The organism is uncultured Granulicatella sp. (assembly GCF_963515615.1).
Lineage (GTDB): Bacteria > Bacillota > Bacilli > Lactobacillales > Aerococcaceae > Granulicatella.
Genome location: NZ_CAUPZT010000001.1, coordinates 43,062 through 69,575 on the forward strand (window position 1 = coordinate 43,062; position 26,514 = coordinate 69,575).

General features: G+C 33.3%; 30 protein-coding genes and 1 riboswitch. Of the genes, 22 read left to right on the forward strand and 8 right to left on the reverse strand.

Going from position 1 to position 26,514, the window contains the following annotated elements; translation table 11 throughout:
• Window positions 1-160 precede the first annotated feature (160 nt).
• From RYL55_RS00230 to RYL55_RS00260, 7 genes are all read left to right on the forward strand, one after another.
• Window positions 161-2,092 (forward strand): PTS sugar transporter subunit IIA, encoded by a 1,932-nt coding sequence (locus RYL55_RS00230; protein WP_315006218.1) that lies wholly within the window; start codon window positions 161-163, stop codon window positions 2,090-2,092.
• A 12-nt stretch (window positions 2,093-2,104) separates the two neighbouring features.
• Entirely contained in the window at window positions 2,105-2,584 is a 480-nt protein-coding gene (locus RYL55_RS00235; protein WP_314255919.1) for a PTS sugar transporter subunit IIA, read from the forward strand.
• Complete coding sequence (locus tag RYL55_RS00240; RefSeq protein ID WP_314112220.1) at window positions 2,581-2,859, forward strand: PTS sugar transporter subunit IIB; 279 nt, start codon at window positions 2,581-2,583, stop codon at window positions 2,857-2,859. The genes RYL55_RS00235 and RYL55_RS00240 overlap by 4 nt, the downstream gene beginning before the upstream one ends.
• Before the next feature lie 11 nt (window positions 2,860-2,870).
• Window positions 2,871-4,211 (forward strand): PTS transporter subunit IIC, encoded by a 1,341-nt coding sequence (locus RYL55_RS00245; protein WP_315006220.1) that lies wholly within the window; start codon window positions 2,871-2,873, stop codon window positions 4,209-4,211.
• Window positions 4,212-4,678: 467 nt separating this feature from the next.
• Window positions 4,679-5,512: a rhamnulose-1-phosphate aldolase gene (rhaD, locus tag RYL55_RS00250; protein WP_314112226.1), complete on the forward strand. Its 834-nt coding sequence runs from the start codon at window positions 4,679-4,681 to the stop codon at window positions 5,510-5,512.
• A gap of 163 nt (window positions 5,513-5,675) precedes the next feature.
• A complete protein-coding gene (locus RYL55_RS00255) occupies window positions 5,676-6,425 on the forward strand; it encodes an SDR family oxidoreductase (protein WP_315006223.1) in 750 nt (249 codons plus the stop codon).
• A 45-nt stretch (window positions 6,426-6,470) separates the two neighbouring features.
• Complete coding sequence (locus RYL55_RS00260; RefSeq protein ID WP_315006225.1) at window positions 6,471-7,400, forward strand: 2-keto-3-deoxygluconate permease; 930 nt, start codon at window positions 6,471-6,473, stop codon at window positions 7,398-7,400.
• A gap of 39 nt (window positions 7,401-7,439) precedes the next feature.
• Here the strand turns inward: RYL55_RS00260 and RYL55_RS00265 are convergent, their stop codons facing one another.
• On the reverse strand, window positions 7,440-7,745 hold the full coding sequence (locus RYL55_RS00265; RefSeq protein WP_315006227.1) for a DUF898 family protein: 306 nt from the start codon (window positions 7,743-7,745) through the stop codon (window positions 7,440-7,442).
• A gap of 161 nt (window positions 7,746-7,906) precedes the next feature.
• Here RYL55_RS00265 and cdaA point away from each other — a divergent pair, with 161 nt between their 5' ends.
• The 7 genes from cdaA (at window position 7,907) to yidD (ending at window position 13,399) form a co-directional block, all read left to right on the forward strand.
• Window positions 7,907-8,752, forward strand: coding sequence for a diadenylate cyclase CdaA (gene cdaA, locus RYL55_RS00270; RefSeq protein WP_314112234.1), 846 nt, complete (start codon window positions 7,907-7,909; stop codon window positions 8,750-8,752).
• Window positions 8,745-9,746 (forward strand): CdaR family protein, encoded by a 1,002-nt coding sequence (locus RYL55_RS00275; RefSeq protein WP_315006229.1) that lies wholly within the window; start codon window positions 8,745-8,747, stop codon window positions 9,744-9,746. Before cdaA ends, RYL55_RS00275 begins: the two co-directional genes overlap by 8 nt.
• A 30-nt stretch (window positions 9,747-9,776) precedes the next feature.
• Window positions 9,777-11,132, forward strand: coding sequence for a phosphoglucosamine mutase (glmM, locus tag RYL55_RS00280; RefSeq protein ID WP_315006231.1), 1,356 nt, complete (start codon window positions 9,777-9,779; stop codon window positions 11,130-11,132).
• Window positions 11,133-11,384: 252 nt separating this feature from the next.
• A complete protein-coding gene (locus tag RYL55_RS08450) occupies window positions 11,385-11,489 on the forward strand; it encodes a putative holin-like toxin (RefSeq protein ID WP_399545377.1) in 105 nt (34 codons plus the stop codon).
• Between the two features lie 343 nt (window positions 11,490-11,832).
• Complete coding sequence (locus RYL55_RS00285; protein WP_315006233.1) at window positions 11,833-12,363, forward strand: acyl-CoA thioesterase; 531 nt, start codon at window positions 11,833-11,835, stop codon at window positions 12,361-12,363.
• Between the two features lie 114 nt (window positions 12,364-12,477).
• Window positions 12,478-13,089 (forward strand): VTT domain-containing protein, encoded by a 612-nt coding sequence (locus RYL55_RS00290; protein WP_315006235.1) that lies wholly within the window; start codon window positions 12,478-12,480, stop codon window positions 13,087-13,089.
• Between the two features lie 10 nt (window positions 13,090-13,099).
• The gene (gene yidD, locus RYL55_RS00295; protein ID WP_315006237.1) at window positions 13,100-13,399 is read left to right on the forward strand and encodes a membrane protein insertion efficiency factor YidD; all 300 of its coding nucleotides are present in this window, start codon (window positions 13,100-13,102) and stop codon (window positions 13,397-13,399) included.
• A gap of 23 nt (window positions 13,400-13,422) precedes the next feature.
• Here the strand turns inward: yidD and RYL55_RS00300 are convergent, their stop codons facing one another.
• Both RYL55_RS00300 and RYL55_RS00305 read right to left on the reverse strand, forming a co-directional pair.
• Entirely contained in the window at window positions 13,423-13,962 is a 540-nt protein-coding gene (locus RYL55_RS00300; protein WP_315006240.1) for an ECF transporter S component, read from the reverse strand.
• Window positions 13,963-13,964: 2 nt separating this feature from the next.
• Window positions 13,965-14,363, reverse strand: coding sequence for a DUF4430 domain-containing protein (locus RYL55_RS00305; protein WP_315006241.1), 399 nt, complete (start codon window positions 14,361-14,363; stop codon window positions 13,965-13,967).
• Window positions 14,364-14,664: 301 nt separating this feature from the next.
• On the opposite strand from RYL55_RS00305, the gene RYL55_RS00310 reads away from it, so the two are divergent.
• Together RYL55_RS00310 and RYL55_RS00315 are read left to right on the forward strand one after the other, a co-directional pair.
• Complete coding sequence (locus RYL55_RS00310; RefSeq protein WP_315006243.1) at window positions 14,665-15,465, forward strand: formate/nitrite transporter family protein; 801 nt, start codon at window positions 14,665-14,667, stop codon at window positions 15,463-15,465.
• Between the two features lie 146 nt (window positions 15,466-15,611).
• The gene (locus RYL55_RS00315; protein ID WP_315006244.1) at window positions 15,612-17,231 is read left to right on the forward strand and encodes a peptide ABC transporter substrate-binding protein; all 1,620 of its coding nucleotides are present in this window, start codon (window positions 15,612-15,614) and stop codon (window positions 17,229-17,231) included.
• Window positions 17,232-17,265: 34 nt separating this feature from the next.
• On the opposite strand, the gene RYL55_RS00320 is transcribed toward RYL55_RS00315, so the two are convergent.
• Both RYL55_RS00320 and RYL55_RS00325 read right to left on the reverse strand, forming a co-directional pair.
• Entirely contained in the window at window positions 17,266-17,832 is a 567-nt protein-coding gene (locus tag RYL55_RS00320; protein WP_315006246.1) for a GNAT family N-acetyltransferase, read from the reverse strand.
• Between the two features lie 9 nt (window positions 17,833-17,841).
• Complete coding sequence (locus tag RYL55_RS00325) at window positions 17,842-18,684, reverse strand: AraC family transcriptional regulator (RefSeq protein WP_315006248.1); 843 nt, start codon at window positions 18,682-18,684, stop codon at window positions 17,842-17,844.
• Between the two features lie 207 nt (window positions 18,685-18,891).
• Window positions 18,892-18,991, forward strand: a riboswitch (THF riboswitch).
• A 64-nt stretch (window positions 18,992-19,055) separates the two neighbouring features.
• On the opposite strand from RYL55_RS00325, the gene RYL55_RS00330 reads away from it, so the two are divergent.
• Together RYL55_RS00330 and RYL55_RS00335 are read left to right on the forward strand one after the other, a co-directional pair.
• Window positions 19,056-19,583, forward strand: a complete 528-nt coding sequence (locus RYL55_RS00330) for a folate family ECF transporter S component (RefSeq protein ID WP_315006250.1) — start codon at window positions 19,056-19,058, stop codon at window positions 19,581-19,583.
• Between the two features lie 34 nt (window positions 19,584-19,617).
• Window positions 19,618-19,797: a 2-hydroxymuconate tautomerase gene (locus RYL55_RS00335; protein ID WP_227931913.1), complete on the forward strand. Its 180-nt coding sequence runs from the start codon at window positions 19,618-19,620 to the stop codon at window positions 19,795-19,797.
• 68 nt (window positions 19,798-19,865) lie between these two features.
• Here the strand turns inward: RYL55_RS00335 and RYL55_RS00340 are convergent, their stop codons facing one another.
• The 3 genes from RYL55_RS00340 to RYL55_RS00350 all read right to left on the reverse strand — a co-directional run bounded on the left by RYL55_RS00340 (window position 19,866) and on the right by RYL55_RS00350 (window position 22,833).
• Window positions 19,866-20,798: a PepSY domain-containing protein gene (locus RYL55_RS00340; RefSeq protein ID WP_315006252.1), complete on the reverse strand. Its 933-nt coding sequence runs from the start codon at window positions 20,796-20,798 to the stop codon at window positions 19,866-19,868.
• 69 nt (window positions 20,799-20,867) lie between these two features.
• Window positions 20,868-22,181 carry a HAMP domain-containing sensor histidine kinase gene (locus RYL55_RS00345; RefSeq protein WP_315006254.1) on the reverse strand — a complete coding sequence of 438 codons (1,314 nt, stop codon included), beginning with the start codon at window positions 22,179-22,181 and terminating at the stop codon, window positions 20,868-20,870.
• Window positions 22,156-22,833: a response regulator transcription factor gene (locus tag RYL55_RS00350; protein ID WP_315006256.1), complete on the reverse strand. Its 678-nt coding sequence runs from the start codon at window positions 22,831-22,833 to the stop codon at window positions 22,156-22,158. The genes RYL55_RS00345 and RYL55_RS00350 overlap by 26 nt, the downstream gene beginning before the upstream one ends.
• A 194-nt stretch (window positions 22,834-23,027) precedes the next feature.
• Between RYL55_RS00350 and RYL55_RS00355 the strand changes: the two genes are divergently transcribed.
• Genes RYL55_RS00355 through RYL55_RS00370 form a run of 4 tightly spaced genes read left to right on the forward strand, consistent with a single transcriptional unit; the run spans window position 23,028 to window position 26,115 of the window.
• Complete coding sequence (locus tag RYL55_RS00355; RefSeq protein ID WP_315006257.1) at window positions 23,028-23,399, forward strand: GntR family transcriptional regulator; 372 nt, start codon at window positions 23,028-23,030, stop codon at window positions 23,397-23,399.
• 1 nt (window position 23,400) lies between these two features.
• Window positions 23,401-24,090 carry an ABC transporter ATP-binding protein gene (locus tag RYL55_RS00360; protein WP_315006259.1) on the forward strand — a complete coding sequence of 230 codons (690 nt, stop codon included), beginning with the start codon at window positions 23,401-23,403 and terminating at the stop codon, window positions 24,088-24,090.
• Window positions 24,087-24,881 (forward strand): hypothetical protein, encoded by a 795-nt coding sequence (locus tag RYL55_RS00365; protein ID WP_315006261.1) that lies wholly within the window; start codon window positions 24,087-24,089, stop codon window positions 24,879-24,881. The genes RYL55_RS00360 and RYL55_RS00365 overlap by 4 nt, the downstream gene beginning before the upstream one ends.
• A 13-nt stretch (window positions 24,882-24,894) precedes the next feature.
• Window positions 24,895-26,115 (forward strand): hypothetical protein, encoded by a 1,221-nt coding sequence (locus RYL55_RS00370; protein ID WP_315006263.1) that lies wholly within the window; start codon window positions 24,895-24,897, stop codon window positions 26,113-26,115.
• The last annotated feature ends 399 nt before the right edge of the window (window positions 26,116-26,514 follow it).

Genomic DNA, 26,514 nt, shown 5'->3' on the forward strand with positions numbered 1-26,514 from the left:
GGAAAATAATAGGAAATAAATTCTGTGTTTCTATAATTGAAATTTGTAATTGGACGAGTAAAAAATAAAACTTCCACAATGTTCTGGAAAAAAGTTGACTTAATATATTTTTGCAAGCGGTTTAAAATGGAAATGTGGAAATGGTTGGAGGGTGATTTTAATGAATAATAGACAGGTGGATCTATTGAATCGGTTAATTCAAGAAAATGAGCCTGTGACAGGAAAGGTGTTAGCTCAACAGTATCTGGTTTCCACTAAAACGATTTACAATGATATTTCAGTAATTAATCAATATTTAAAAGCTTTTTCTTCAGAAATAAAGAAAAAACCTAGTACGGGGATTTATATTGAAATAGATGAAAAATACAAAGAACAATTGAAGAAAACTTTTCAAACTTCACAAAAGACGAATAAGCAAAATGAAGAGTATAAATTATTATCTACATTTATGTTGAAAAATGAAATTGATATCTTAGATTGTTCAATTGAAAATTTCACGAGTGAATCAACTATAAGAAGAGAAATTCATGAACTGGAAAAAGAAATTAATAAGAATGGAATCAAATTGATTAAACATCAAGGGAAAATTTCATTGGATGGTTTGGAAGACAATATTAGAAAATTCTTTCGTAATAAGCTGTTAAGTGGATTAATTCATTTTAATTTAATAGGATTATCGAATTATGGATGTATTAATCAGAATAGAGTTCAAGAAATTATCCAAATTATGAATCAGTTGTTAGAAAAATATAAATTTTCAGTTTGTTATGAATATCGTCATTATTTATTAATGGACTTGGTCATTTTTGATATTCGTTGGAAACACGGATATTTTATAGAACAACAAAATGATTTAGATAGCAATAATCCTAAAATAATTGAAACATACTTGTTAGCTAGAGATTTATTGAATGAAGTTTCTGGAAAAGAAGTTGCCGAGAAGGAAATCATTTCTCTTTCTCAGAGCTTAATTACTATTGGGAATTATGAAAATACTTATTTAGAGTCCAATGCTCAAATTGAGAAAACAGTCGATGAATTTATAGACTTAGTTGGTGAGTTAGCGGGTATTCATTTTGAGCAAGACGATTATTTACGAGGAATGTTAATTAATCATATCCCAGCAATGATTATGAGATTGCGAAATAAAATTCATTTGAAAAGTGATTTGATGGAAGAAATTAAGTACCAGTATGGAGTCTTGTATAACTTTGTTTGGTTATCAGGAAAAGTTTTTAAGAATAATTTTAACGTTGAATTAACAGATAATGAAGCAGCACTTTTAACCATACATTTGGAGATATCAGTAGAAAAGATAAAAAAACCAATGAATATCTATGTGATATGTCCTCACAGTTTAGCAACATCGGAATTATTATTGAATCAAGTTAGAAAAATAACAGGTCAGTACGAACATATTTATAAAGTTGAATATTCCAAAGCAAGCTCTTTAGATATTAGCATAAACGACTTAGTGATTAGTTCTGTGGAATTAAAGAATGTGTCGTTTCCTTACATTCATGTTGGAACGATTATGAAAGAAGATGATTTACTAAAAATCCAAAGAAAATTTTTAGCCAATACAATGGAGCAAACACAATATAACTTTTTAACGAAAAATGATGAAGAATATACGAATCGACTTATAAAAAAATTACTTGGAAAATCAGTATATATCAGAGAAAAAGTAAGCAGTGTGGAAAAGTGTTTATCAAAGATTATTCAATTGGCTAATGAGAAAAATCTTGAAAATATAAAATTTGAAAAGACTATACGGCATAGAGAAAATTTAGGAATTACAAGTACTTATACAGGTATAGCACTTCCTCATGCAAATCCAAAAGAGGTTCAAACTAGTGAACTGATTATGATGACATTAGAGAAACCAATCTATTGGGGACAAAATTTAGTTAAAGTCGTAATGTTAATTGCAATTGCAGAAAAGGAATTAGAGTTTTATAAAGATGCTTTAAAAGTTATTTATTCTAAGATTGATAGTTTTTCTTATATACAGAACTTATGGAAGAGCGAAGATTATGAGAGTTTTATGACGGCATTATTTTCAGAAGCTAACTTTGAATCAATTTTATAAGGAGTGAAAAAGATGACAATTATATCACAGTTAGTCAATAAACAATTAATTAATTTAGAAGGAGTGGGTGAAAACCAAAAAGATTTATTACAGCAATTATCAAAAACTTTGTTTGATAAAGGGTTTGTAACTGATGGATTTGCAACTGCAATTGTGGAAAGAGAGGAGGAATTTCCAACAGGATTGAGATTAGAAAAAACAGCAGTAGCAATTCCGCATACGTATAGTGAGTATGTGAAAAAACCGTTTATTTACATTGTTAAATTATCAAAACCTATAACTTTTATTCAGATGGGGACATCAGATGAAGAAGTTCCTGTAAATTTTGTAATTGTATTAGGAATTTCTGAACCAAAAAATCAAACAGGTTTGTTAGTCGAACTAATGAATATTTTTGGACAAGATGAATTTATTACAAAATTACAAAATGCAAAATCTGAAGAAGAAGTTTATCAATTATTTGTAACAGTAGAAATGGAGGAAGAGTTATGAAAAAATTAATTGTTGCATGTGGATCAGGAGTGGCTACTTCTCAAACAGTAGCATCAAAAGTTGAAAGATTATTAAAAGAAGCTAACGTACCTTGTGAGATTGAAGCTGTAGATATGAAGGCGTTAGAAACGCATTTGAAATCAGCAGACGGATATATTTCAATTGTTAAAGCAAAAAAAGATTATGGTGTTCCAGTATTTAATGGAATTGCATTTTTAACAGGAATGGGTCAAAAACAAGAGTTACAAAAAATTATTGATTTTTTAAATAGTTAGGAGGAAATAATATGGAAACCTTGCAAGTCATTATTCAATATATTTTGGATTTAGGAGCGGCAGTATTTGTTCCATTTTTAATGTTAATTGTTGGATTAGCAATGAAAATGAAGTTCAGAGAAGCTTTCACAGCAGCGTTAACTCTAGGGATTGCATTTACAGGTATGGGAATTCTTGTAAACTTTATTATGACAAGTATGGGTGCAGCAGCAAATGATTTAACAACTCATACTGGATTAAGTTTACCAGCGGTTGATATTGGTTGGCCCGGTGCGGCAGCAATTAGTTGGGCTTGGCCATATGCGTTCTTAGTGTTCCCATTACAATTAGCGATTAACTTCGTAATGCTAGTAACTAAACAAACAAAAACATTAAATGTAGACTTATGGAATGTTTGGAATAAAATTTTTACAGCAGTAATTGTAACGTACTTTACAAATAACATTTTCTTAGGATTTATTGCAGCAGCTATTATTATTGTATTAGAACTAAAACTTGGAGATGTATTTGCACCAGAAGTAGAACGTTTAACTGGAGTGCCAGGAATTACAGTGCCTCACTTCATTTGTTTGATTGCAGTAATTTTACATCCAATTGACGAATTATTGAAAAAAATTCCTATTTTAAACAAACAATTTGATGCAGATACATTAAAAGAAAAAATTGGTGTGTTTGGTGAAAATGGAGTAATGGGAGCTATTATTGGTTTTGCATTAGGAGCTGCATCTGGTAATGGTATTAAATATGCATTAACTCTTTCAGTTCAAGCTGCAACAGCTTTAACTTTATTCCCTATGGTATCAAAATTATTCTCTCAAGCTTTATCACCAATTTCAGAAGCAGTATCTGACTTTATGCGTGAAAAATTTGAAGATCGTGAAGTTTATATTGGTTTAGATTGGCCAGTACTTGGTGGACGTAATGAATTATGGGTAGCTGTTATCTTTACTATTCCATTCCTATTGATAGGATCTATCGTTTTACCTAATAATATTGTATTGCCTTTTGCAGGTATTATTAACTTATCATTTGTTGTAGGAGCTCTATTATTAACAAATGGTAATGTATTAAGAATGATTATTCATGGTTTAATTTCTACTCCGTTATTCTTATATGGAGCAACTTACTTTACTCCATATATGACTCGTTTAGCAGAAGAAACAAAAACATTAAATCAAAGTGGTTTAATTTCATGGGCAACTTTTGAAGGACCAGACATTCGTTATATTTTAGCTAATGGATTTAATGGCGATGTTATTGCAATTGTGTTAGGAATTGTATGGTTAGCTCTTTATGTATGGCTATTAAAAGATAGAAAGAAATATAATGAAACATTAGAAGCAGGCGAATAGAATGAAGAAGTTGCTTATTTTAGTATTAGGAATACTATTTGTCTATTCTATCATCTCCCAAATTATTTGGTTAACGGTTTTGATTTTACCTGTTGCTATATACTTGAATAAGCAGAATTTATTCAAGGAATTTGATGAAAGAAGATTTAATCGATTCCATAATACAAAAAAAGAATCTTAAATATGATGGATATTTAAAGAGTTAGATTAGAAATCAGTAGATTCAATGGAAAGAATTTAAGAAAGTGTATTTAGAAACCAACTGTCTAATTTGTTTAATTTAATACTTAATCGTAGTAAAAAATCATATGACTCAACAATTAAATTAAGACGAAATGAGTATAATTTATTAAAATTTAAACAAATTAGGTTGACGTCAGTTAAGAAAACGGTTACTATTATGTTGGATAAACAAAATTTTTTCAAGTACGGCTGAATATTATTACAGTTAAAGAAGGGGAATAATTATGGGGTATCCTAAGTTTATTGAAGAATTATGTCAAGTAACATATGACATGTGGAATAAAGGCTGGGACGAGTACAACGGCGGAAACGTTAGTTATCGTTTAACAGTCGAAGAAGCTGAAAATCTTGAAAGCAGCTTGGCTGGTACAGAATATACGTACTATGCTGAAAATAGAAAAGAAGTGGAAGTTTTAGATGTTCCAGAACATGTAAGAGGAGAATATATCTTAATTACAGCTTCTGGAAGTCATTTTAGAACATTACATTCACAACCACATGCGGATACAGGGATCATTCAATTAACAGATAAAGGTTATCAAGTAGTTGCAGGTTTTGTTACTGGAAAACGTCCTACAAGTGAAATTTTCATGCATGTATTATCTCATGCAGCTAGATTAAAACAAAACCCAAATCATAGAGTAGTAATTCATAATCATGCAACAAATGTTGTGACATACTGCTTATTAAATGATGTAACAACTGAATCTCTATCATTAGATTTATGGTCAGTTTTAACTGAATCAATCGTAGTATTCCCTGATGGAATTGCCGTTCTACCATGGGAAGTACCAGGAACTCAAAAAATTGGTTCTGCTACAGCAAAAGAATTAGAAACTCATCGTTTAGTTGTTTGGAGTAAACATGGAGTTCTTTCAACTGGTGTAGATTATCAAGATTGCTTCGGCTTAATTGAAACTGCTGATAAAGCAGCCCATATTGCATTAGATGTTCAAAGAGTTAGTGGTAAGAGCATTTATGAAAGTAATGTTCTATCTAAAGAAGACTTGAAGAAAATCTGCGCAGTTCTAAAAGTACCGGAAAGATATTTAGACTAATTTGAATAATTTTGTAACCTGTTGGTAAAACCAGCAGGTTTTTTTAGTTGTTACGGAAATAACGATAAAAATTGTATAAAACTGTGAAAATAGTAACAAATGATAACAACCTGATTTTTTCATAGGAATAGAATGTAAACAACAAATCAAAGGAAGTGATTTTATGAATTTTTCAGGAAAAGTTGCTATCGTGACAGGTGGAGCAAATGGGATTGGAAAAGAAGTAGTAAGAGGAATTGTTGAAGGTGGAGGTTTTGTAGTCATTGCAGATATTAATGAAGCTGCTGCTACAAAAACAGTAGCCGAGTTTGGAGCGGAACATACTGCGTTTGAATACATGGATTTAGGCAATCATGAATCCATTGTTGCAAGTATGAACAAAATTCTATCTGAACGGAAAGTAGATGTTTTAGTCAATTGTGCAGGAGTGATTAGTGCGAAACCTTTCGATCAATTGACGTATGAAGAATGGGAAAGAACAATTCGTATTAATCTTTCTGGATGTTTCTCAACGATTAGCACGATTTTCCCTCACTTTATTGAAAATAAAGGCGGTAGAATTGTCAATGTTTCTTCCGTTGCTGCAAAATTAGGGGGAGGTCTTCTAGGAACTGCAGCGTATGCTTCTTCTAAAGCAGGCTTGAATGGATTAACAAAAGCTGTTGCTAAAGAAGGAGGAAAATACAATATTGCTTGTAATGCAGTATGTCCATCATTTACAAGAACAGATATGACAACGGTGCTTTCTGAAGATAAAGAAAAGAGCCAAAAAGTGATTAGTATGATTCCTTTAGGACGTCGTGCAGAACCTGTTGAAATTGCTCAAATGATTTTATTCTTCGCTAGTGATTTGGCAAGCTTTATTACTGGAGAAATCGGCGACTGTGATGGTGGTATTACATTAGATGGTTGATTTTTCTTCCGCTCGATAAAATTTTCAAAAAGGTATGTGAATGCAATGAAAAAGATTAAAATTCCTGGGGATACTATTATTGTACCAATGTTTATTGGATGTTTTATTAATACATTTATTCCTCAAATCTTGCAAATTGGTGGATTTACAACACCGATTGTAAAAGGTGCTGGGCCATTGGTTGGAGCGTTCTTATTTGTCATTGGGGGAACGATTTCCCTTAAAAATACACCGAAAGCTGTTGTTCGTGGCGCATCCATTATTATCGCCAAAATTATTGTATCAATTATTCTAGGATTATTAGTGGCGAAAGTGTTCAATGATAATTTCTTAGGGTTGAGTGCAGTAGCGGTAATTGGAGCAATTTCAGTAGCGAATAATGCGATGTATGCTGGAATTGTAGAAGTATACGGTGATGAAATTGATGCTGGTGCTGTTGGAATTACAACTTTAAGTGTTGGTCCAATGGTAACAATGGCGGTGTTAAGTACCGCAGGGTTGGCAAATATTTCTATTTGGAACTTGATTGGAACGATTTTACCACTAATCATTGGGATTATTTTAGGAAATGCTTTTCCTTATATGAAGAAAGTTCTCTCAAATGGAATTACAGCGATTATTATCGTCGTAGGATTTTGTTTAGGGGCAAATATGAACTTTGGACAAATTCTTGAAGGTGGACTTCCTGGCATTTTACTAGGTGTAATTACAACTTTAATTGGTGGGATTGCAGCGATTGCTGCAGATAAATTGTCTGGAGGAAATGGAGTTGCAGGTGCGGCGATTTCTAGTACGGCTGCAAGTGCTATTGCGACGCCAGCGGCACTTTCTGCGGTAGATGCTTCCTTTAAAGCGATTGAAGCAACTGCTACGACTCAAATTACTGCTTCCGTTATCGTGACGGCTATATTAACACCAATTTTAACGGCGTATATCTCTAAACGAGTTCAGCAAAAAGACAAGAATGTGGCATAACAAAAACCACTCCGTAACGTTAAGCGGAGTGGTTTTACTTTAATCTAAGAAATATGTATGTTTAGCTTTCCATTCTAGTACTTTAATATGAATCCAAAATCCGTAAATTCCTAAAGTAATAATACATAAGAAAAACCATTTGATCCAATTCCCAAATAATTCGAGAGCAGTGCCATCAAATCCAAGTCGACGCCCTTCAATCACTGTGTGTTCAATTTCCCATTTATACATAATGCAGATTGCCCAAGGAGTTCCTAATCCAAAGGTTAGTGTAATAATAAAAAATGAAATGATGTAACTTAGAATATACGTTAACATTCCGCCATCAAAATAACTTTTTTGCATGATAATTCCTCCCTTAATGAGTTGTGTGTAGTGTAGCATGTAGGAGGATTTTTTGTCAAAAAATTATAAAAAGGTAAAATATCAGGCGAATGGATAACGCCAGTTGTAATGTTTTCGGAAAAGGTATAAACTAAAGAGGATATAGAAATGGGGGTTGAGTGATGCAATTTAATTGGAGTAGTTTAGGTGCTTGGAGCAGTATTCGTAATGTTGTGGATATTGTCATTGTTTGGTACTTATTATATAATCTATTACTCATTGTTAAAGGAACAAGAGCGGTTCAACTAATGAAAGGACTAGCAGTGATTGCTGGTGTGAAATTCATCAGTTATATGTTTGGTTTAATTACTCTTGATTGGATTATGAATTTAGTAATTCAATGGGGAGTTGTTGGAGCAATTATTGTTTTTCAACCAGAAATTCGAAGAGGCTTAGAACATATTGGACGTTCGAACTTTTTCTCTAGAAAATCTTCTGGAACGAATCAAGCTCAAAGAATGATTGAAGAGTTAAATATTTCTGTACAATATATGGCAAAGCGAAGAATTGGAGCTTTAATTTGTATTGAGCAATCGAATTCTTTAGAAGAGTATATTAATACAGGAATTGCGTTACAATCACGAATTTCAAATCAATTAATGACGCAAATTTTTATTCCAAACACACCTCTTCATGATGGTGCAGTCATTATTCGTGGTCATGAAGTGGAAGCGGCAGCGTGTTATTTACCATTATCCGAAAGTAAATTTATTCCGAAAGAATTAGGAACAAGACACCGTGCAGCTATCGGATTAAGTGAAGTAACGGATGCTTTAATTATTGTTATTTCAGAAGAAACTGGGAAGGTTAGTGTGGCCTTACGTGAAAAATTATTACGAGAGTTAACTCCAGATCAGTTTGTTGAAGTTTTAAGTGAACATTTAATTGCAACAGAAACTTCTCAGAAGGATTCAACCATTTTAACAATGATTATCGATTTCTTTAGAGGAGGTCGTATGAATGATTAGTAAATGGATGACAAAGAAATCATTTTTAGTATTTCTATCGTTTATTTTAACAATGGCATTATTTGTATATGCAAGTGATTTAAGTCCAAATCGACAATCATCTTCTGTATCTATCCAAACAACTTCTAATACGATTGGAAATGTGCCAGTATATGTCGATATGGACAGTCAATTATATACGGTAACAGGTTTGCCTGAATCTGTGACATTAAGAATCGAAGGTTCAAGTAGTTCCTTATTGACGGTTGTAGGGAATGGTTCGTATCGTGTAAAAACTCCCAATTTAAATGAATTAGGTTCTGGAAAACATACAATATTACTACAAGTAACAGGGTTACCCCCAGGAGTAAAAGGGACTGTTTCTCCAGAAACAGTGGAAATTGTAATAGAGAAGAAGGCGACGATTGAATTACCGGTTTCAGTAAATGTTAATCGTGGAAGTTTACCAGGTGCTTATAAAAATGGACAAGCTATGGTAAATCCTGCTAGAGTAACTATTTCTGGTCCAGAATCACTTGTGAATCAAGTTGAAAATGTATTAGCAACTGTTACGGTTCCAGAAAGTACAAAAGCAGATTTTACAGCTTCAGTGGTCGCACAAGCAATCGATGCAACAGGGAAACCTTTAGCCGTTAAAGTGGAACCTGATCATGTACAAGTGAGAATTCCCATTACAACAAATAGTAAGAAAGTACCTTTAGTATTAACAACTACGGGTAGTGTAGGAACTCAATATACCTATCAGTTGAAATCAGATATCAAAGAGGTTACAATTTTAGGAGCTCAAGAAATATTAGATCGATTGACAGCCATTCCTGTAGTAATTGATGTCAGTCAAATCACAAAAACAACGACACAAGTAGTGAAATTAACGCTACCAACAGGAGTCGATAGTGTCAATCCAGAAAATATATCTGTAGAAGTTGTAGTCACACCTATGACAACACAAACGACAGAAACAACACAGAAAACGACAACAACAACAAGACAATAGAAAATGATAGACTTTTAAAGGAGATTGAATATGGGCAAATATTTTGGAACAGATGGTGTAAGAGGAGTAGCAAATGCAGAATTAACACCAGAATTAGCATTTAAATTAGGACGTTTTGGTGGCTATGTCTTATTACAACAAGCAGGTGGAGATAAACACCCACGTGTTTTAGTCGGAAGAGATACTCGTATTTCAGGACAATTATTAGAACATGCGTTAATTGCAGGTTTATTATCTGTCGGTATTGAAGTAATGCAATTAGGTGTTATTCCAACGCCAGGAGTGTCTTATTTAACAAGAGTGCAAGGAGCAGTGGCGGGTGTCATGATTTCTGCCTCTCATAATCCAGCACAAGATAATGGGATTAAATTCTTTGGATCAGACGGCTTTAAATTATCTGACGAAACAGAAGCAGAAATTGAAGCTTTATTAGATAGTCCGGAAGATACATTACCACGTCCTTCAACAGATGAATTAGGAACAGTAGATGTTTATTTAGAAGGAACAATGAAATATAGTCAATTTTTACAACAAACGATTGATGGACCACTGACAGATATAAAAGTTGCATTAGATGGGGCAAATGGAGCAACAGCTTCAGTATTAAATCGTTTATTTGCAGATTTAGAAACAGAATTTTACACAATGGGGAATAAACCAAATGGTGTGAATATTAATGATGGAGTTGGTTCAACACATCCAGAAGCTTTAGCGGAATTCGTTAAAGAAAATGGCGCAGATTTAGGATTAAGCTTCGATGGAGATGGAGACCGTTGTATTGCGGTTGACGAAAATGGAGAAATCGTAGATGGCGATAAAATTATGTTTATCTGCGGAAAATATTTACGTAGTGTAGGACAATTGAAACAAGATACAATTGTTTCAACAGTAATGAGTAACTTAGGATTCCATAAAGCAGTTGAAGAAGAAGGAATGATTGCTCTTCAAACAGCGGTAGGAGATCGCTATGTTGTAGAAGAAATGCGCAAAAATGGGTATAACTTCGGTGGAGAACAATCAGGACATATTGTATTTTTAGATTTAAATACAACAGGAGATGGATTGTTATCAGGAATTCAATTAATGAATGTTATGAAACAAACAGGTAAGAAATTAAGCGAATTAGCTAGTGAAGTGCCAACTTATCCGCAAGAATTAGTGAATATTCGAGTGAGTGATAAAAATGGAGCAATGGAAGTTCCAGCGATTAAAGAAATTATCGATACAGTGGAAGCTGAAATGGCAGGGAATGGTCGAGTCCTAGTTCGTCCAAGTGGAACAGAACCATTAGTACGTGTCATGGTAGAAGCACCAACAGATGAATTATGTCATGATTATGTAACACGTATCGCAGATGTTGTTCGTCAAGAAATTGGCTTAGACTAAGAATGGAAGTTTGAGTATAAGAGAGTAACGAGAGTTGCTCTCTTTTTGTATGGGAAATTTGTATGAAACACAAGTAAAAATGTCCTAAATAATGTTATTTTAGTAACGTGATATTTTGCACAATTTACTGTTGTTTCTATTTCGTTTATGGTATACTCTCACCGTAGAAAGTTTTAAAGCGGTGGCAATCTCTATAAAGGTAGGTGATGCTTATGGGCATCTTTATAAAATCTATCGAAAGGAGGTTGTACTTTGTCAGTCTATGAAGCTTTGACCTTAGTGTGTTCTTTTGTGACTTTACTAGTTGCATTATTGGCACTTATTGTCAAACTGATAGAAATCAAGACAAAAAAATAACACCGCTCTAAACTTAGGTAGTTTTCGGTGTTATCTTAATACCAATTCTAGCCACCGTCTTTTTAACGGGCTACATTAGAGTCGAGTTCTAGCTCGGCTCTTTTTGTATCTTCATTATACCAAAAACAAAACGGATTGCAAACTTCGCAAATTCAAGTGATATTGTCTCATGTCAAACACAAGTAAAAATATCTTAAATCCTGTTAGTATATCTTTATTCAAATTTTGTAGGATGGTAGGAAATAAAAAAGATACCATTTAGGGGAAATATCTCAAAGCCATACTTTTTGAAAATAAGAAAAGGAATGGTACAATAGCGTTATCGAATATTAGAGGAGTTATTATGAATACAACTATTAAAACATGCGCACAAACACGTGCGATTCAGTCTAGGAGAATTTTTCCATTTGATGTCAATATGCATCAAACATTATTTGGAGGGAATTTAACACGGATTATTGACGACTGTGCATCGATTACCGTATCTCGTCATTGCCGTCGTTTAGCAGTGACTGCTTCCGTTGATGCGATGAATTATTTAAAACCATTACCATTAGGACATTCTGTTTGTGTGGAGACTTATATTTCTGGAGTTGGAAAGAAAAGTATGGAAGTCTTTTGTAAAGTGGTAGGGGAAGATGTTTTAACAGGTGAACGTTATTTAGCAGCAACTAGTTTTTGGACATTTGTTGCAATGCCCCGTGAAGGTGAAACGGATTTTGCACTTCCAGCGATTGAACCGGAAACAGCAGAAGAAAAATTCATTTGTAGTGGCTATGAACAGAGACGTTTGGCTCGACTAGAACAATTAAAACGACAAGGAGAATTAATGAATCATGTTTCCATTCATAAACCTTGGATGGAATCATTGTGACAGTAATGTAAGGTTATCATCGTTTTTGTTAGAAAAAATCAAGGATTTTTCATATTTGATTTGTTAAAGTAGTCTTATCAAAATTTATACGGAAGAAGATTGCTGGAGGAAATTATGAATAAAATAAATGCCATTGCGTTAAATCGAAAAATTATCCAATTATTAACAATAGCAGGAATTATTTTAACAATTTATTTAGGATACATCATTGCGAAGCATCATTATTTTGAAGTTGGAGGAGCCTTCCATCAGTTAGTAGGTCATTGGGGAATTTATGGAGTACTATTCTTTATCCTCATCCAAATTGTACAAGTCGTTTATCCGATAATTCCGGGCGGATTAACTTGTGTTGTTGGGCATATTGTATTTGGACCTTTATATGGATTTATTTATAATTTTATTGGTATTATGATTGGCTCAATAATTAATTTTTGGCTAGCAAGACGGTATGGAGAGGCAGTCGTTCAAGCATTTGTTTCTCAAGCAACTTATGATAAATATATTAGCTATTTAAACGATGGAAAGAAATTCGAACGTTTCTTCTTCTGGGCATTAGTGTTGCCAGGATTTCCTGATGATTTCTTATGTATGGTAGCAGGATTAGGGAAGATGACGTTTAGGAAGTTTGTAGTGATTTGTTTAGTGGCAAAACCTGTCACTCTTTATGTGTATACATTGATTGCAGCAGAAGGAGTACAAGTTCTCTTTAAATGGATTCAAGGGTAGAGGTGTTTTAGTGAAAAAAATAATGATTGGTTTGGTGCGAGGGTATCAAAGGTGGATTTCACCATTATTTCCACCAACTTGTATCTATCGACCAACTTGTTCAACGTATATGATTCAAGCGATTGAAAAACATGGTGTTATCAAAGGAGTAACGATGGGAATTGGAAGAATTATGAGATGTCATCCATTTATTTTAGGAGGTCAAGATCCAGTTCCGGATGAATTTACAGTCAGACGACATAAAGATTATCGGAAAAAGAGACAGTGTTATTGTTGCGAACCAATAGAAATTAAAAAAGAAGGAGATTGAACGGTATCAATCTCCTTTTTATGTTACTGAAATTTAGTTTGATACTTTTGGATAATACGTGGTAATAATGGAGATAAAATAATCCAAAATCCAACATTTCCAAAAGCATGTAGTGTATCAAATGGTATTCCTTGTAAATAATATACCCAGAATTTAGGAATATGATAAAAATATACAGAGAAAATCGAAACGACAAATCCGTACAAATACCCCGTCAATCCAGCCATAAATGTAAAAAAGGCTAATTTCAATAAGGGTTGTTTCCAAGGCATACTCCATAAAGGTTTCAAGCAAGAAAATACAAGAATGACAATCGCAAAACTCGCAATTTGATACAATGTCCAAGGTCCCATACCTAAAAAGATATTCGACAGGAACATGGATAAACTAGCCGTTAGTATTCCTTCCGCTAATCCTATCTCTAGAGTAATGATTAATAAAATAACTGTAACTGGTTGGACATTTGGAATCCAAGCAAATAGGATTCTGCCAACATAGGCTAGTGTTGATAATAATGCAACCAGTGTAATTTTTCGAATTGAAAAAATAGGCGTATTTTTCATTATTATTTAAATGCTTCTAATTTCCAATCGATAACGTCGCCTTGTTTTAAGTCAACTTGGTTAGCTCCGACTGGGCTCATTTCTCCGTTGACATCAAATAACCAATATTTTTGGTTTGCAGGTTCTTGTTCGATTCCGTTAATCGCAGATACGAAGCCATCTTTTTCAACGATTTGCATTTGTTCTTTCATGACGGTTAATAATTTATCTCCATCTTTAAAGGTTAAGGTAAATGGGCTACCTGAAATTGGTTCTCCATCTTTTTTAACATTTACTGTAATAGTTTGTGCTACTTTTGCGGTAGTTGTTGTTTCTTGAGTTGATTGTTTGGCAGGTGTTGCTGGTTGTGCGCATGCTCCTAAAGATAATGTTAATAAGGCTAAAGCTAATAATTTTTTCATAAAATCCTCCTATGGTGTTTATTTAAACCTATACCATCATAGCGAAAGCTTGTCAGAATGTAAAGTGATTTTCCATAGAAGACGGGTAAAAAATATGAAAACGTAACTGTCAAGCGCAAGTTAAAATGTACTGAAAAAATTAGTTCCTAGATTGAAACCTTAAGTGGGACATTTTCACTTGTGTTTCTTAGAAGGTAGAATAAAATATAAAATCTTATCTTCTCACATTGTGAAAAAAGTGATATACTAAGATTGTTTCATTCTAATAGGGAATAATAATTAAAAGGAGGAAATGACCTATATGGCACAAGGTTATGAATTTTCAGAAAAAGTAGAAAAGGCTTGTCAGAAAAAAGAGGCATTATTTGACGAAAGTAAAGCACGTTATGCAGTTCGTTCAATGTTTGCCGGGGCTTTTCTAACAATGAGTACAGCAGCAGGAGCGGCAGCAGCACAAGTAATTGCCGGATTAAGTCCAGCATTAAGCAGATTTTTCTTTGCATTTATTTTTACTTGGGGATTAGTTTATATTGTATTCCTAAATTCTGAACTAGCAACATCTAATATGATGTATTTAACAGCAGGAGTTTATCAAAAAAATATTCGATTAGGAAAAGCTGTAGCCATTCTATTGTATTGTGGATTCTTCAACTTAATCGGAGCAATGCTTATCGGAGCAGCGTTTGCGTATAGCTGGTCATTCCATTCGATTGATGCACAGAACTTTATTGTTGGATTAGTTCAATTAAAGGCATTAAGAGGAAATGGTCAAATTTTATTAGAAGGTATTTTAGCGAATATCTTTGTAAACGTAGCAACTTTAGCATTCTTATTAATTAAAGATGAAGCTGCTAAAATGTGGATTATTATTTCAGCAATTTTCATGTTTGTATTCTTAGGAGAAGAACACGTGGTAGCAAACTTTGCTTCATTCTCAATTGTTAAATTTGCACCTGTATCTTCAACTTTAGACTTTATGAACTGGTTCAACTTAATTCGTCACTGGGTAGTCGTTTTCATTGGAAATACGATCGGTGGTGGAGTAATCGTCGGATTAGCTTATGCATTCTTAAATAAAACAAAAAGTATTTATCATGAATAATATTAATCAGGGTTGCCTTTAGAGGCAGCCTTTTTTATTTTCTGAAAATTTTCAAAATTTTGAGCAGAATAATTGGGAAATCGGATAAAATCTGTTACTATAACTCTATCGTGAAAACGATGAATGAAATGAAAAGGAGAATTGTTATGAAAAAAACAACAAAAATGTTAGCGACCAGTTTAATAGTGGCGGTAGGTTTAGCAGCTTGTGGTAGTAATTCATCATCTACTTCAACCAATGCTGCAAATCGCTTAACAATGACAACCTTTGGCGAATTAACAACATTAGATAGTGCAGATTATGATGATGTTCCAAGCTCAGATATGATGGGACAAATTTTTGAAGGATTATATCGTGTAGCAGCGAATAATAAAGTTGAATTAGGAATGGCTGCTCAAGAACCAAAAGTGAGTGAAGATGGTTTAGTCTATACATTCACATTACGTGATGCAAAATGGTCAGATGGATCTGCTGTAAAAGCACAAGACTTTGTATTTACATATCGTAAATTAGTGAATCCACAAGAAGGACATGTAGCGCAATCAGCGGATGTGTTCAAAAATGCGAAAAAAATTCGTAGTGGAGAACTACCAGTGGAAGAATTAGGCGTGAAAGCTCTTGATGATAAAACATTAGAAATTACGCTTGAAAATCCAGCTCCATATTTACCAAAATTATTAACAGGTTCACGTTTCTTACCACAATCTGAAGCAGTAGCTCAAAAATTAGGGGACCAATATGGTTCAAATGTTTCGAATGTAGTCGTTAACGGACCATTCAAATTAGAAGGATGGACAGGTTCAGAATTAACTTGGAAATTAGTGAAAAATGCGGACTACTGGGATGCAAGTAATGTTGCTTTAAACGAAGTAACAGTGAATGTATCGAAAGAAGTAGCAACTTCTGTTCAATTATTTGATTCAAAACAAGTTCAATATACAACGATTAGTGACCAATTTGTGGATCAATATAAGTCTCAACCAACATTCCATGCGCAACCAAAAGCAACAATGGGATATATGAATTTTAATACATTGAAACCAACAACAGCAAATCAACACTTCCGTCGTGCCATTGCGATGGCTTATGACAAACAAGCATTAACAAATAATGTCTTAAAAGATGGTTCAATTCCTTCAACAGGATTAATTCCAAAAAGTTTTGCAACAAATGAAGCCACTGGAAAAGATTTTGTAGATGAATCAGGCGATTTCTTGAAGTTTGATGTACAAGAAGCTCAAAAAGAATGGGAATTAGCGAAAAAAGAATTAGGTGTTAGTGAAGTAACGGTTACTTTATTAACTTCTGATACAGGAACTTCAAAACTTGTAGGGGAATATTTACAAGCGCAAATTCAAAAGAACTTACCAGGTGTAACCTTTAAATTACAACCTGTACCATTGAAAAACCGTTTAGAATTACAACGTGCAAGCGACTATGATATTTTTTACGGAACTTGGGCTCCAGATTATCAAGATCCATTGAACTTCTTAGAGCAATATATTACAGGTGGCGGTATTAACTTTGGGAAATACTCTAATCCTGAATATGATAAAGCAGTAGATACTGTGAAATCTACTTATGCGACTCAACCAGAAAATCGTTGGAATCAAATGCTAGCTGCAGAAAAAATCATTATGAATGATGCAGTGGTAGCACCAATTTACCAAGCTTCTCAAAGTTATTTATTAGCTGAAAATGTAAAAGGCTTTGAAGTATTACCATTTGGACGTACAGTGAACTTACGTCAAGCAAGTGCACAATAAAAGAATACTAAAACAAAAACTTGAGTGACTCACATCACTCAAGTTTTTTTGTCATATGATAATAAGAATGTCCGCTTAAATTCTTTGTACTAGTTGTAGTATAACCTAGTTTTTGATAGAGCTGATATGCTTTGACATTCATCTCTTCGCAATTTAGAGCAATGACACTAGCTCCTTGTTGCTTGGCTAAGTCTTCAACGGCTTGTAGTAATTTTATCCCAATTCCTTTTCTTCGGTGATTTTCATGCACAGAGAGAATATCAATATACCATTCTCCAGCTTGTGTTTCAGAATCTTCATAGAGACGAATGGAAGAAGGAATATTGTAGGCTTCGTATAATTGATAAAATGGAACATCAATTTGTGGTTCGAGATGTCCATGGTAGCCAAAGATGGCTCCTGCAACGCTTCCGTCTTCAATATAAACAAGAGTATTCGTTAAATTATATCGAAAGTCTTCATGTAGCATGGCTTCTTCTAGCATCGTATGAAGAGTACTAGGCGAGACTTCTTTTAAAATCGGTAATTCCATATCTTCCATAATCGTTTGGATGAGCGGAATCATTTGTGTTCTTTCTTCTGGGTTTGGTTGTCGTATCATTGGTGCGCCTTATTCTAATTGTATTTTTCGGTATGCGAGTGGTGTCATACCGAGTTTTTGTTTAAATTGTTTTGAAAAATAAGCTTGAGTTGAAAATCCAACAATGGATGCAATTTGTGACATCGAGTAGTTTGTTGTAGAGAGCAGTACTTTACTTTCTTCAATTCGTATATCGGTTAAATATTCCATTGGTGTTTGTCCCATTTCATTTTTAAAACTATGAGAAATATAAAATCGGCTTAAGTGTGTTAAATCAGCTAAATCTTGTAAAGAGATTTGTTCTCGATAATGTGTTTTTAAATAATGTTTGATGAGACTAATATCTTTGGTTGTTTTATTAATCGGGCTTACATCAATTTCAAAAGATTTATTTCGAAGAATTTTAATCAGTAATATTTCTAATAAATTATGACAAACTAATTCATAACTCATGGAATGATTAGTGGCTTCGGTAACCATGGCATTTAAATATACTAAAATATCCTTTTGTTCATCTCGTAAGTTGAAAAATGAAAAAGGTTGTTCAATATTTGTTTGAGTATTAAAGAAGTTGGAGAAGGATAATCCTGTAATTCCTAGAACGATATATTCTAGTGGAGAATCTGGAGAAGAAACTTCTGTATGTTCTACTTGAGGATTAATAATGACGAAATCTTGTGCTTTTACAGGAAAACGTCGATTTTCAATTAAAAATTCTCCCTTTCCATCTAATACATAAAATAATTCCATAAAAGGATGCGAATGTAAGGTACTATGCCAATCGCTATCATATTTTGATTTTGTAATCGATTCTAAATGAAAGGATAAGCTTCTCATATTGGATTCGATAACTAAATAACGTTCATTACTCATAGTGCACTCTCCCTTGTCTGATACTTATATTATACTTGAAAGCGTATTTTTCAGCAATTCCCTTTGAAAAAAATGAAGAATTTCAGAACGCTGATGGTAGAAAGTATCAGTTTCGTTGACGACAGTCATAAAAACAGGTATGCTATTTTCTGGTAGAAAGGAGTGCATGGAAAAGGTTTCGTCAATTTAAGAGACGAAACGCAACAAATCAGAGTAGAATACATTGCGTTAAGTGCCAAACGGATGGGATGTTGCCAATTGGACGAAAAAGAAAATTCTTTGCGGTAGTGTATTCGCATTCGCTGCATTTAATGACAGACCATTTATTAAATGGAGCAGCTCTTTAATGAATTTTAAAAGGAGATGCTAATATGAAAAAACAAACACCATTAACACAAACATTAACGGTAACCGCATTAATGATTGCCATGCGTTTAATCATTGAAATGATTCCATCGATTAAAATGGGGAATCTTGTTCAAATCGGATTCGGATTTATCGGAGCAGCGCTTGCTGGGGTCATTTTAGGACCTTATCGAGCAGCTGTAGTAGGATTTTTTGTAGATATTTTAGGGAACTTTCTAAGAGGGGAAGCAAGTAACTTTTTCCCTGGATTTACTTTAACAGCTGTCTTAGGAGGATTAATTTACGGCTATTGCTTGTATCGTAAAGAATTATCACTTCCACGTATTTTTGTAACAGTATTCATCATTACGCTACTTATTAATCTTGGATTGAATTCTTTATGGATTTATATGATAACGCAAAAAGCTTTTTCAGCTTTTATGGGAATTCGAATTTTGAAAAATATCATCAGTTTACCGTTGAACACTGTGATTTTATATGCACTGTTTCGTAATAAAACCATGCAACAGATAATTGAGAAATATCGAGTATAGGCGTATACTATTCTTACAATAAGGAGGGATAGCAATGCCATTTATTCATATTGAAATGTTAGAAGGACGTACACGTGAACAAAAAGAAGCGCTTGTCAAAGAAGTGACAGAAGTGGTTTCTAAAAACACGGGAGCTCCTACAGAACATATTCACATTATTATTCAAGAAATTAAACATGAAAACTTAGGGCAAAACGGTCAACTACGTGGCTAATGCCAAGCAAAAAGACTTAGTCTATTTCGTTCATACGAATAGTCTAAGTCTTTTATATTTATTTTGTTTTAATCATTATCGTCGATATCTGCAGAATAGCTTAAAATTTGACCAGTTGTTGCATCAATTTCTAAATCAAATTCTGCATTTCCAGCATAGGCTTCTACTTCATAAACTGGACGATATCCATAATCATCATCTCTTGTTAAATGAAGTTTTTTGTAAAATAAGTTTGATACGCCAGTTCTGCTAGCTACAATTTGTTTCACGCTAGCCTGTGAAAGTGTTGCAGCTTGTGCTTGTTGAGCTGGAGCTGGGGCAGGAGCAGGAGCAGTAGTTTGTTGTTCTGTAGGTTGAGCAGCTTGAGCAGTAGATGCTGACGAAGCTTGTTGACCAGTTTCAGTGATAGCTTTTTGTTCAAATTTTAAAATTTGTCCTGTGTTTGCGTTGATATCAATGTCATATTCAATTCCATCTGCTTCTGCTTCAATTTCGTAAGTTAATGCTCCTGCATAATCGTCATCTTGAGAAAGTTCAATTCGTGTATAAGTTAGGTTGTTCTTTTTCGTATGTTCACTTGTAATAGCTTTTGCACGTTCTTCAGTAATAGATACTTGCGCTTGAGTTCCTTGTTTTGTAGTTAGTGTTTGTTGAGTTGAAGATGGATTTTCGATTTCCGTTCCAAGAATTGAACCTGTCGTAGCGTCAACTGTTAATTCATAACGAACACCGTTATGGTTTACTTTTACTTCATAGTAAGTTATACGGTTTTCATTTTTTAAGGTGATGGATTCGTATTGTAATTCAGTAAATCCTAAATGTTTTTCAACAGATTTCTTTACTTGGTCAATCGCAATCGTTGGTTGGTGTGCTTGCTGCGTTCCGAATTTAATCATAGATTGATTTGCTAAAACAGATCCAGTTAATAATACAGCACTGATTCCAGCAATTCCAACTCCTAATTTTACAGATTTTTTATTTAATAATTCTTTCATATTCATGTTTTAATCTCCTTTGTTATTAACTTGATGTGTTAAATATAAAAGTCGAACATGAAGATAAGATGAAGATTAAAAAATAAATTTAAAAGTTGTATATTTAGAATTACTTTCGACTTCAATCGTCCCATCGTGTAGTTTTACAATCTTATCGACAAAGGATAATCCTAATCCGTTCCCATGATTTTTACTATAAGTTCTTGATGTATCAATTTGATATAAGCGATTAAAAATTTTTGTGATATGCTCTTCTTCAATCATTTCTCCATCATTTTGAATGGTAAAAATAATCTGAGAATTTTTTTTCGCTAATGTAATATTGATGACGGATGTTGTAAATTTCAATGCATTGGAAATTAAATTATCAAAAATACGAGTGATTAATAGTTGATTTCCGGTATAGTAAATTTCTTTTTCGATAGAGGAATGTAATTGAATCCCTCTTTCATTTGCTAGTAGAGTAGCATCGGATACAGCATGTTGTAATAAGGAAGATAGATTAAAGTCTTTCTTTTCAATAGAATCCCAACTATCTAATCGTGCAAGTTCTAATAATTGATGCACTAATTTACTCATCTGTTTCGTTTTCTTTTCGATAATTTGTAAAGTCTCACGAGTGGATTCTTCCTCTGTTTCTTCTAAAGCGAATTGAGTTTGAGCGAGTAAGACAGCTAATGGTGTTCTTAACTCATGAGAAACATTTGAAGTGAATTCTTTTTCTCTTTGATAGGAAATTTCTACTTTATCCATCATTTGGTTAAAAGATTTAATTAATTCATTAACTTCATCACTGGCTTCATTTTCTTCAATTCTTTGCGACAAATCCATACTGTTTTGAATTGAGTGTGTTGTAATCGTCATATCTTTTAAAGGTTTTAAAGATTTTTTAATAATGAAATATCCTCCAAGTATAATAATGACGATGAGAAGAGGGAACACGTATAAACTATATTGTAGTAAGGAACGAATAAATTTTACGCTTCTTGTAACAGAAGTCACTCCACGAATCCATACTTTCTTTTGAGTAGAAAATAATTCCATGTACATATACGTTCCCGTATCGGTATCAATTTCTTTAATGTTCTCTGTTTTAAAAGAGGTATTGGATAAATCGATGGGAGAAATCCCCTGCATTAATGTTCCATCAATAGAGTATAAAGAAAGATATACTCCATCATCAAATGATTCAAAAGGTTCATCATTTTCATAATCTTGTACGGCATCTTTTACAACAAAACTTAAATTACTTTCTTCTTGAGAAGTCAGATAGTAATTCGAAATCGTATAAATTCCTGTAAAAATAATAATCGTAATTAATGAAAAGAAGAGGGTGTACCAAACGGTAACACGTTTAATAATACTACTGTTCATCCATTGGAATAACATATCCTAATCCTCGTTTCGTGACAATTACAGGTTTTTCAATGTAATCGGATAATTTTTTTCGAATATTTTTAATCATCACATCGACAATGTTGGACAATCCATCATAGTCATCTCCCCAAACGTAGCTTAATATTTGTTCTCGAGACAGAATTCTATTTCCGTTTTGCATTAAATACGTTAAAATTTGATATTCTTTGGAAGTTAGTTCGATTGGATTTCTATCTACTTTAACATTTTTTTGATGGAGGTCGATGGAAAGTGTATCGTACGTTAAAATAGCATGCGAACTTCCATGATTTCTTCTTAAATGAACACGAATACGTGCTAATAATTCTCCAAAATCAAACGGTTTTACGATGTAATCATCTGCCCCGTAATCCAATCCTTGAATACGATCTTCAAATGAATCTCTCGCTGTTAGAAAAATAACTTTTGTATTATTTCCTTTTTCTCGAATCTTTTGTACAGTAGAAAACCCATCTAACTCAGGCATCATCACATCTAATAAAATTAAATCATATTCTGAATAGTCCAGATAATCCAATACTTCATGACCATTAAAACAAGCATCCACTTGATAGCCTTCTTTTTCTAATCGTTTGACGATAATGTCATTTAAATCTTTTTCATCTTCTGCAACTAAAATTTTCATCGATAGCTCCTTATTTTATTGATTTTATTCGTTATGAGAATACAGGAGTGTTATAAAAAAAGTCAAATAATAGATTTTACAAAAATATTTTCAAAAAATGATTGACGAAACGAGTGTATCAAGCGTATAATACAGTCAAGGAACAAAGTGTATTAATGCATTAACACAATAGTACAAGGAGGGGATGAAATGTTATGATTCAGTTTGATAAGCGATTGCCGGTATATGAACAGATAATTGCGTATGTCAAAAGGCAAATTGTGTCGGGTGAATGGGAATTGGGAAGCGAATTGCCAAGTCGAAGAGAATTCGCCAGTCAAATTCAAGTGAATCCGAACACTGTTCAAAGGGCATTTCGAGAAATGGAGGAGATGGGATTGATTTCGACAGGAAATAATGTCATGAGTCGAGTGACAGATAATCCCCAATTAATTGGGCAATTAAAGCAAGAAATGTTACAAGAAGCAATACAAATTTTTGCGGATTCGATTTATCCATTACATGTTTCAAACGAGGAAGTCATGGAACAGTTGGAACAAGCGATGAAGAGAAGAGAGGGAGAGTAGCATGTTAGAAGTGAAACATTTACATAAGAGATTTGGTAACAAAGCCGTGTTAAATGGAATTTCTTTCACAGCAGAACGTGGAGAAATTACCGTATTAATCGGAGTTAATGGGATTGGGAAAACAACGATTATGAATATGATGATGGGGTTAATTCCAATCAAAAAAGGGGAAGTAAGTATTGATGGACAAGTCATTAAAGGAGATCGTTCGAAGAAGTTAGCTTACATTTGTGATCAAATTGTCGTCAATAAAGGTGAAACGATTTTTGAAGCGATGGCTTTTATGAGAACTTTTTATCCGAATTGGAATGATGAGAAAGCTAAAAAATTATTGCATTTCTTCAAATTCAAAGGGAATGAAGTGATTCAACAATTATCAAAAGGAAATGTTGCTAAAGTCAACTTGTTATTAGGATTATCTTTAGATGTTGACTTTGTATTAATGGATGAACCATTTTCTGGAATTGATATTTTTTCAAGAGAACAAATTGTACAATTATTTACTTCAGATTTATTAGAGGGAATTGGAATTATCTTAACCTCGCATGAAATTGAAGATATTGAATATATTGTTGATAAAGCCATCTTATTAGATGAAGGAAAAGTAATTAAAGAATTTTACGCAGAACAAGTGCGTGAAGAAGAAGGTAAATCCATTGTAGATGTGATGAGGGAGGTGTATCAATCATGAAAAAGACTTTTAATTTATGGTTGTATGAGTTGGGAAAAAGTAAATTTATGTTAGGATTTCTAACGATTGTATTCTTTGTAATACAGGTATTAGTTCATCTGATTCGAATTTTAAGAATAGATCCTAAAAATATAAATGTCGAAGATACAAGAAGTGTGACGGATTTAGTGCAATCAAGATTGGGAATGAATTTAGCGCTGATGGCAGCCTTTATCATTATTATCATTGCTTCTGTTTATATTTGGGTAAAAGAATTTCGTAGTAAGGGGAATTTTATTAATCGATTATTCATTTTACCTGGTAATCGAATGCAAGTGTATTTTGCAAAATTCTTAACGATTTTATCTTACATTTTAGTACTTCAAATAACACAATTTATGATTCTTGGAGTGAATAAGGCGCTATTGCTTTGGAGATTTCCAGTTTTAGCAGACCATATTCATTACATGGACTTCTTGAATTCGGGTTCAATGTTACAATATTTATTACCGTTAAATGGAACTGCCTATTTGTATTGTATGGCATTTTTAATGGTTGTCATTGTTTTCTTCTTCCAATTAGCCATTTTAGAAGAAGGATTGAAAGCGTATGGTTGGGCTTTGATGGTGGCGTCTTTAGTGGGATACTTTGTTATTTGCTGTGGTATTTTAGCAAGTTATGTTCAATTGATGCTGCATTTATCTCTTACTCAAACGGAACAATATTTTATGACAATGTCTTATGCAGTTGGATTTATGGGCATTCATTGGTTAGTCGATTATTATTTATTAGAACATAAGGTCAGTGTTTAATGGGGGTGAGCATATGAAATCAATTAAATTTGCATGGGGATTACTCGTAATTGTTGTTGGTTTTCTAGTTTTAGGAATTGGGAATATGGTTTGGACTTCAATGTCAGATGCTCCTTACACCATAGAAACTTCAGCAGAAGGTAATCAATATTTAAAAGGGACAGTTTTTGAAGTTGGAAAAGAAGGCGCAGGAAAAATCAGTAATAGTGTTTCGACATCAGCCATTGTGGATGGAAAAGTGAAAAAACTATTCCAAACATTAGGAACTTGGAATGGGCAAGCGAGAGAACAAGCGATATTAAGTCGTATTCCTCTTTTAGAACGTTCATTAGTTGTCGGTCATAGACATGTATTACAATTAGACAATTCTTCACTATTTTATGATATTCATTGGGCTTCATATTTTAGTAATACTGGAGACTTTACATTTAATTATGCGATGTACTCGAATGAAAATAAACGAATCATTGAAAAACAAATTCCAATTCATTTAGATTCATCATTTGGCTGGGGAGAAGAACCAATCTTCCAACGTAAGGGAAAAGAATTAGGAGTCATTATTCCTTTTGTAGAAAGAAAATCGAGTGAAAGAAAATTCGTGAAATTTATTTTATCTTTTGAAGAAGGTACTGTGAAAGATGTGGGAGAATTAACACTTGAAAAAGATGGTTTACTCTTCAATGCAGCATTTGGGAATCGTTCTTATAATCCAGAAACAATTGTGTTTAATGTACTTCCTACAAAAGAAGGGGGAAAATCTTCTGAAAAACCAGAGAAAGATGAGTATTATCAATATGATTTATTTACCAATGCATTTCGTAAGTTGGATATTAGTTCACTAAATAATACAGCAAACTTCTATATTTCAGGTTCTCAAATTTATGCAGTAGAAACGACTCATCCAAGAGTAAGCGGCAGAAAATCAGGAAGAGACCATGCGGTTGAACGTCCGGAATATATTGCAACGAAAGACCGTCAAGCAGAGTTAGAAACAGTTTATCGTGTTACAGCAGACTTATCTTTAGAAAAAATTGGCACACTTCAACGTGATCCATATTCTGCAGAAGAACTTTTAAATAATGATACGTTTGTCTATGTCGGACTTGATCAAGGTCAAAATGCACTTCGAGTATTTGATTTGAATAAGAAAGAAGAAGTTTTCTCAGCAAAAATTACACCAAAAGCTGATGCGAAGTTATATTTCCAAAGAAAACGTGAATATGTGATTTACTAAAGCGTTATTGTTTAAGATAAATAGATCGGTTGTCCAAGAAGGATGACAGTTCGACTCCGTCCAACTATTTATTGACGGCACTCCGTATGGGGTGCCTTTTTTGATTTACAGTTTCAATTAACAAACAATGAATGTGGGGAAGAAATATTTATATTCTAGCACTTAAAGTTTGATAGTTAACTAACAGTGTTTTTCAAAATCGAAACGTTTTAAGAATAACATTGAATGCGATTAATTTGTTATAAAATTATCGAACTTATTGCTATTTAAAGTAAATATTGTATAATGAACTTGCTTATAGTTTTAAGGAGGAAATCTTAAGCAGTAATTATTCGTAATATCGTATTTAATCTTTTATGTAATGGCTTTGTTTGATTGATATTTATAATAAAAATGGAA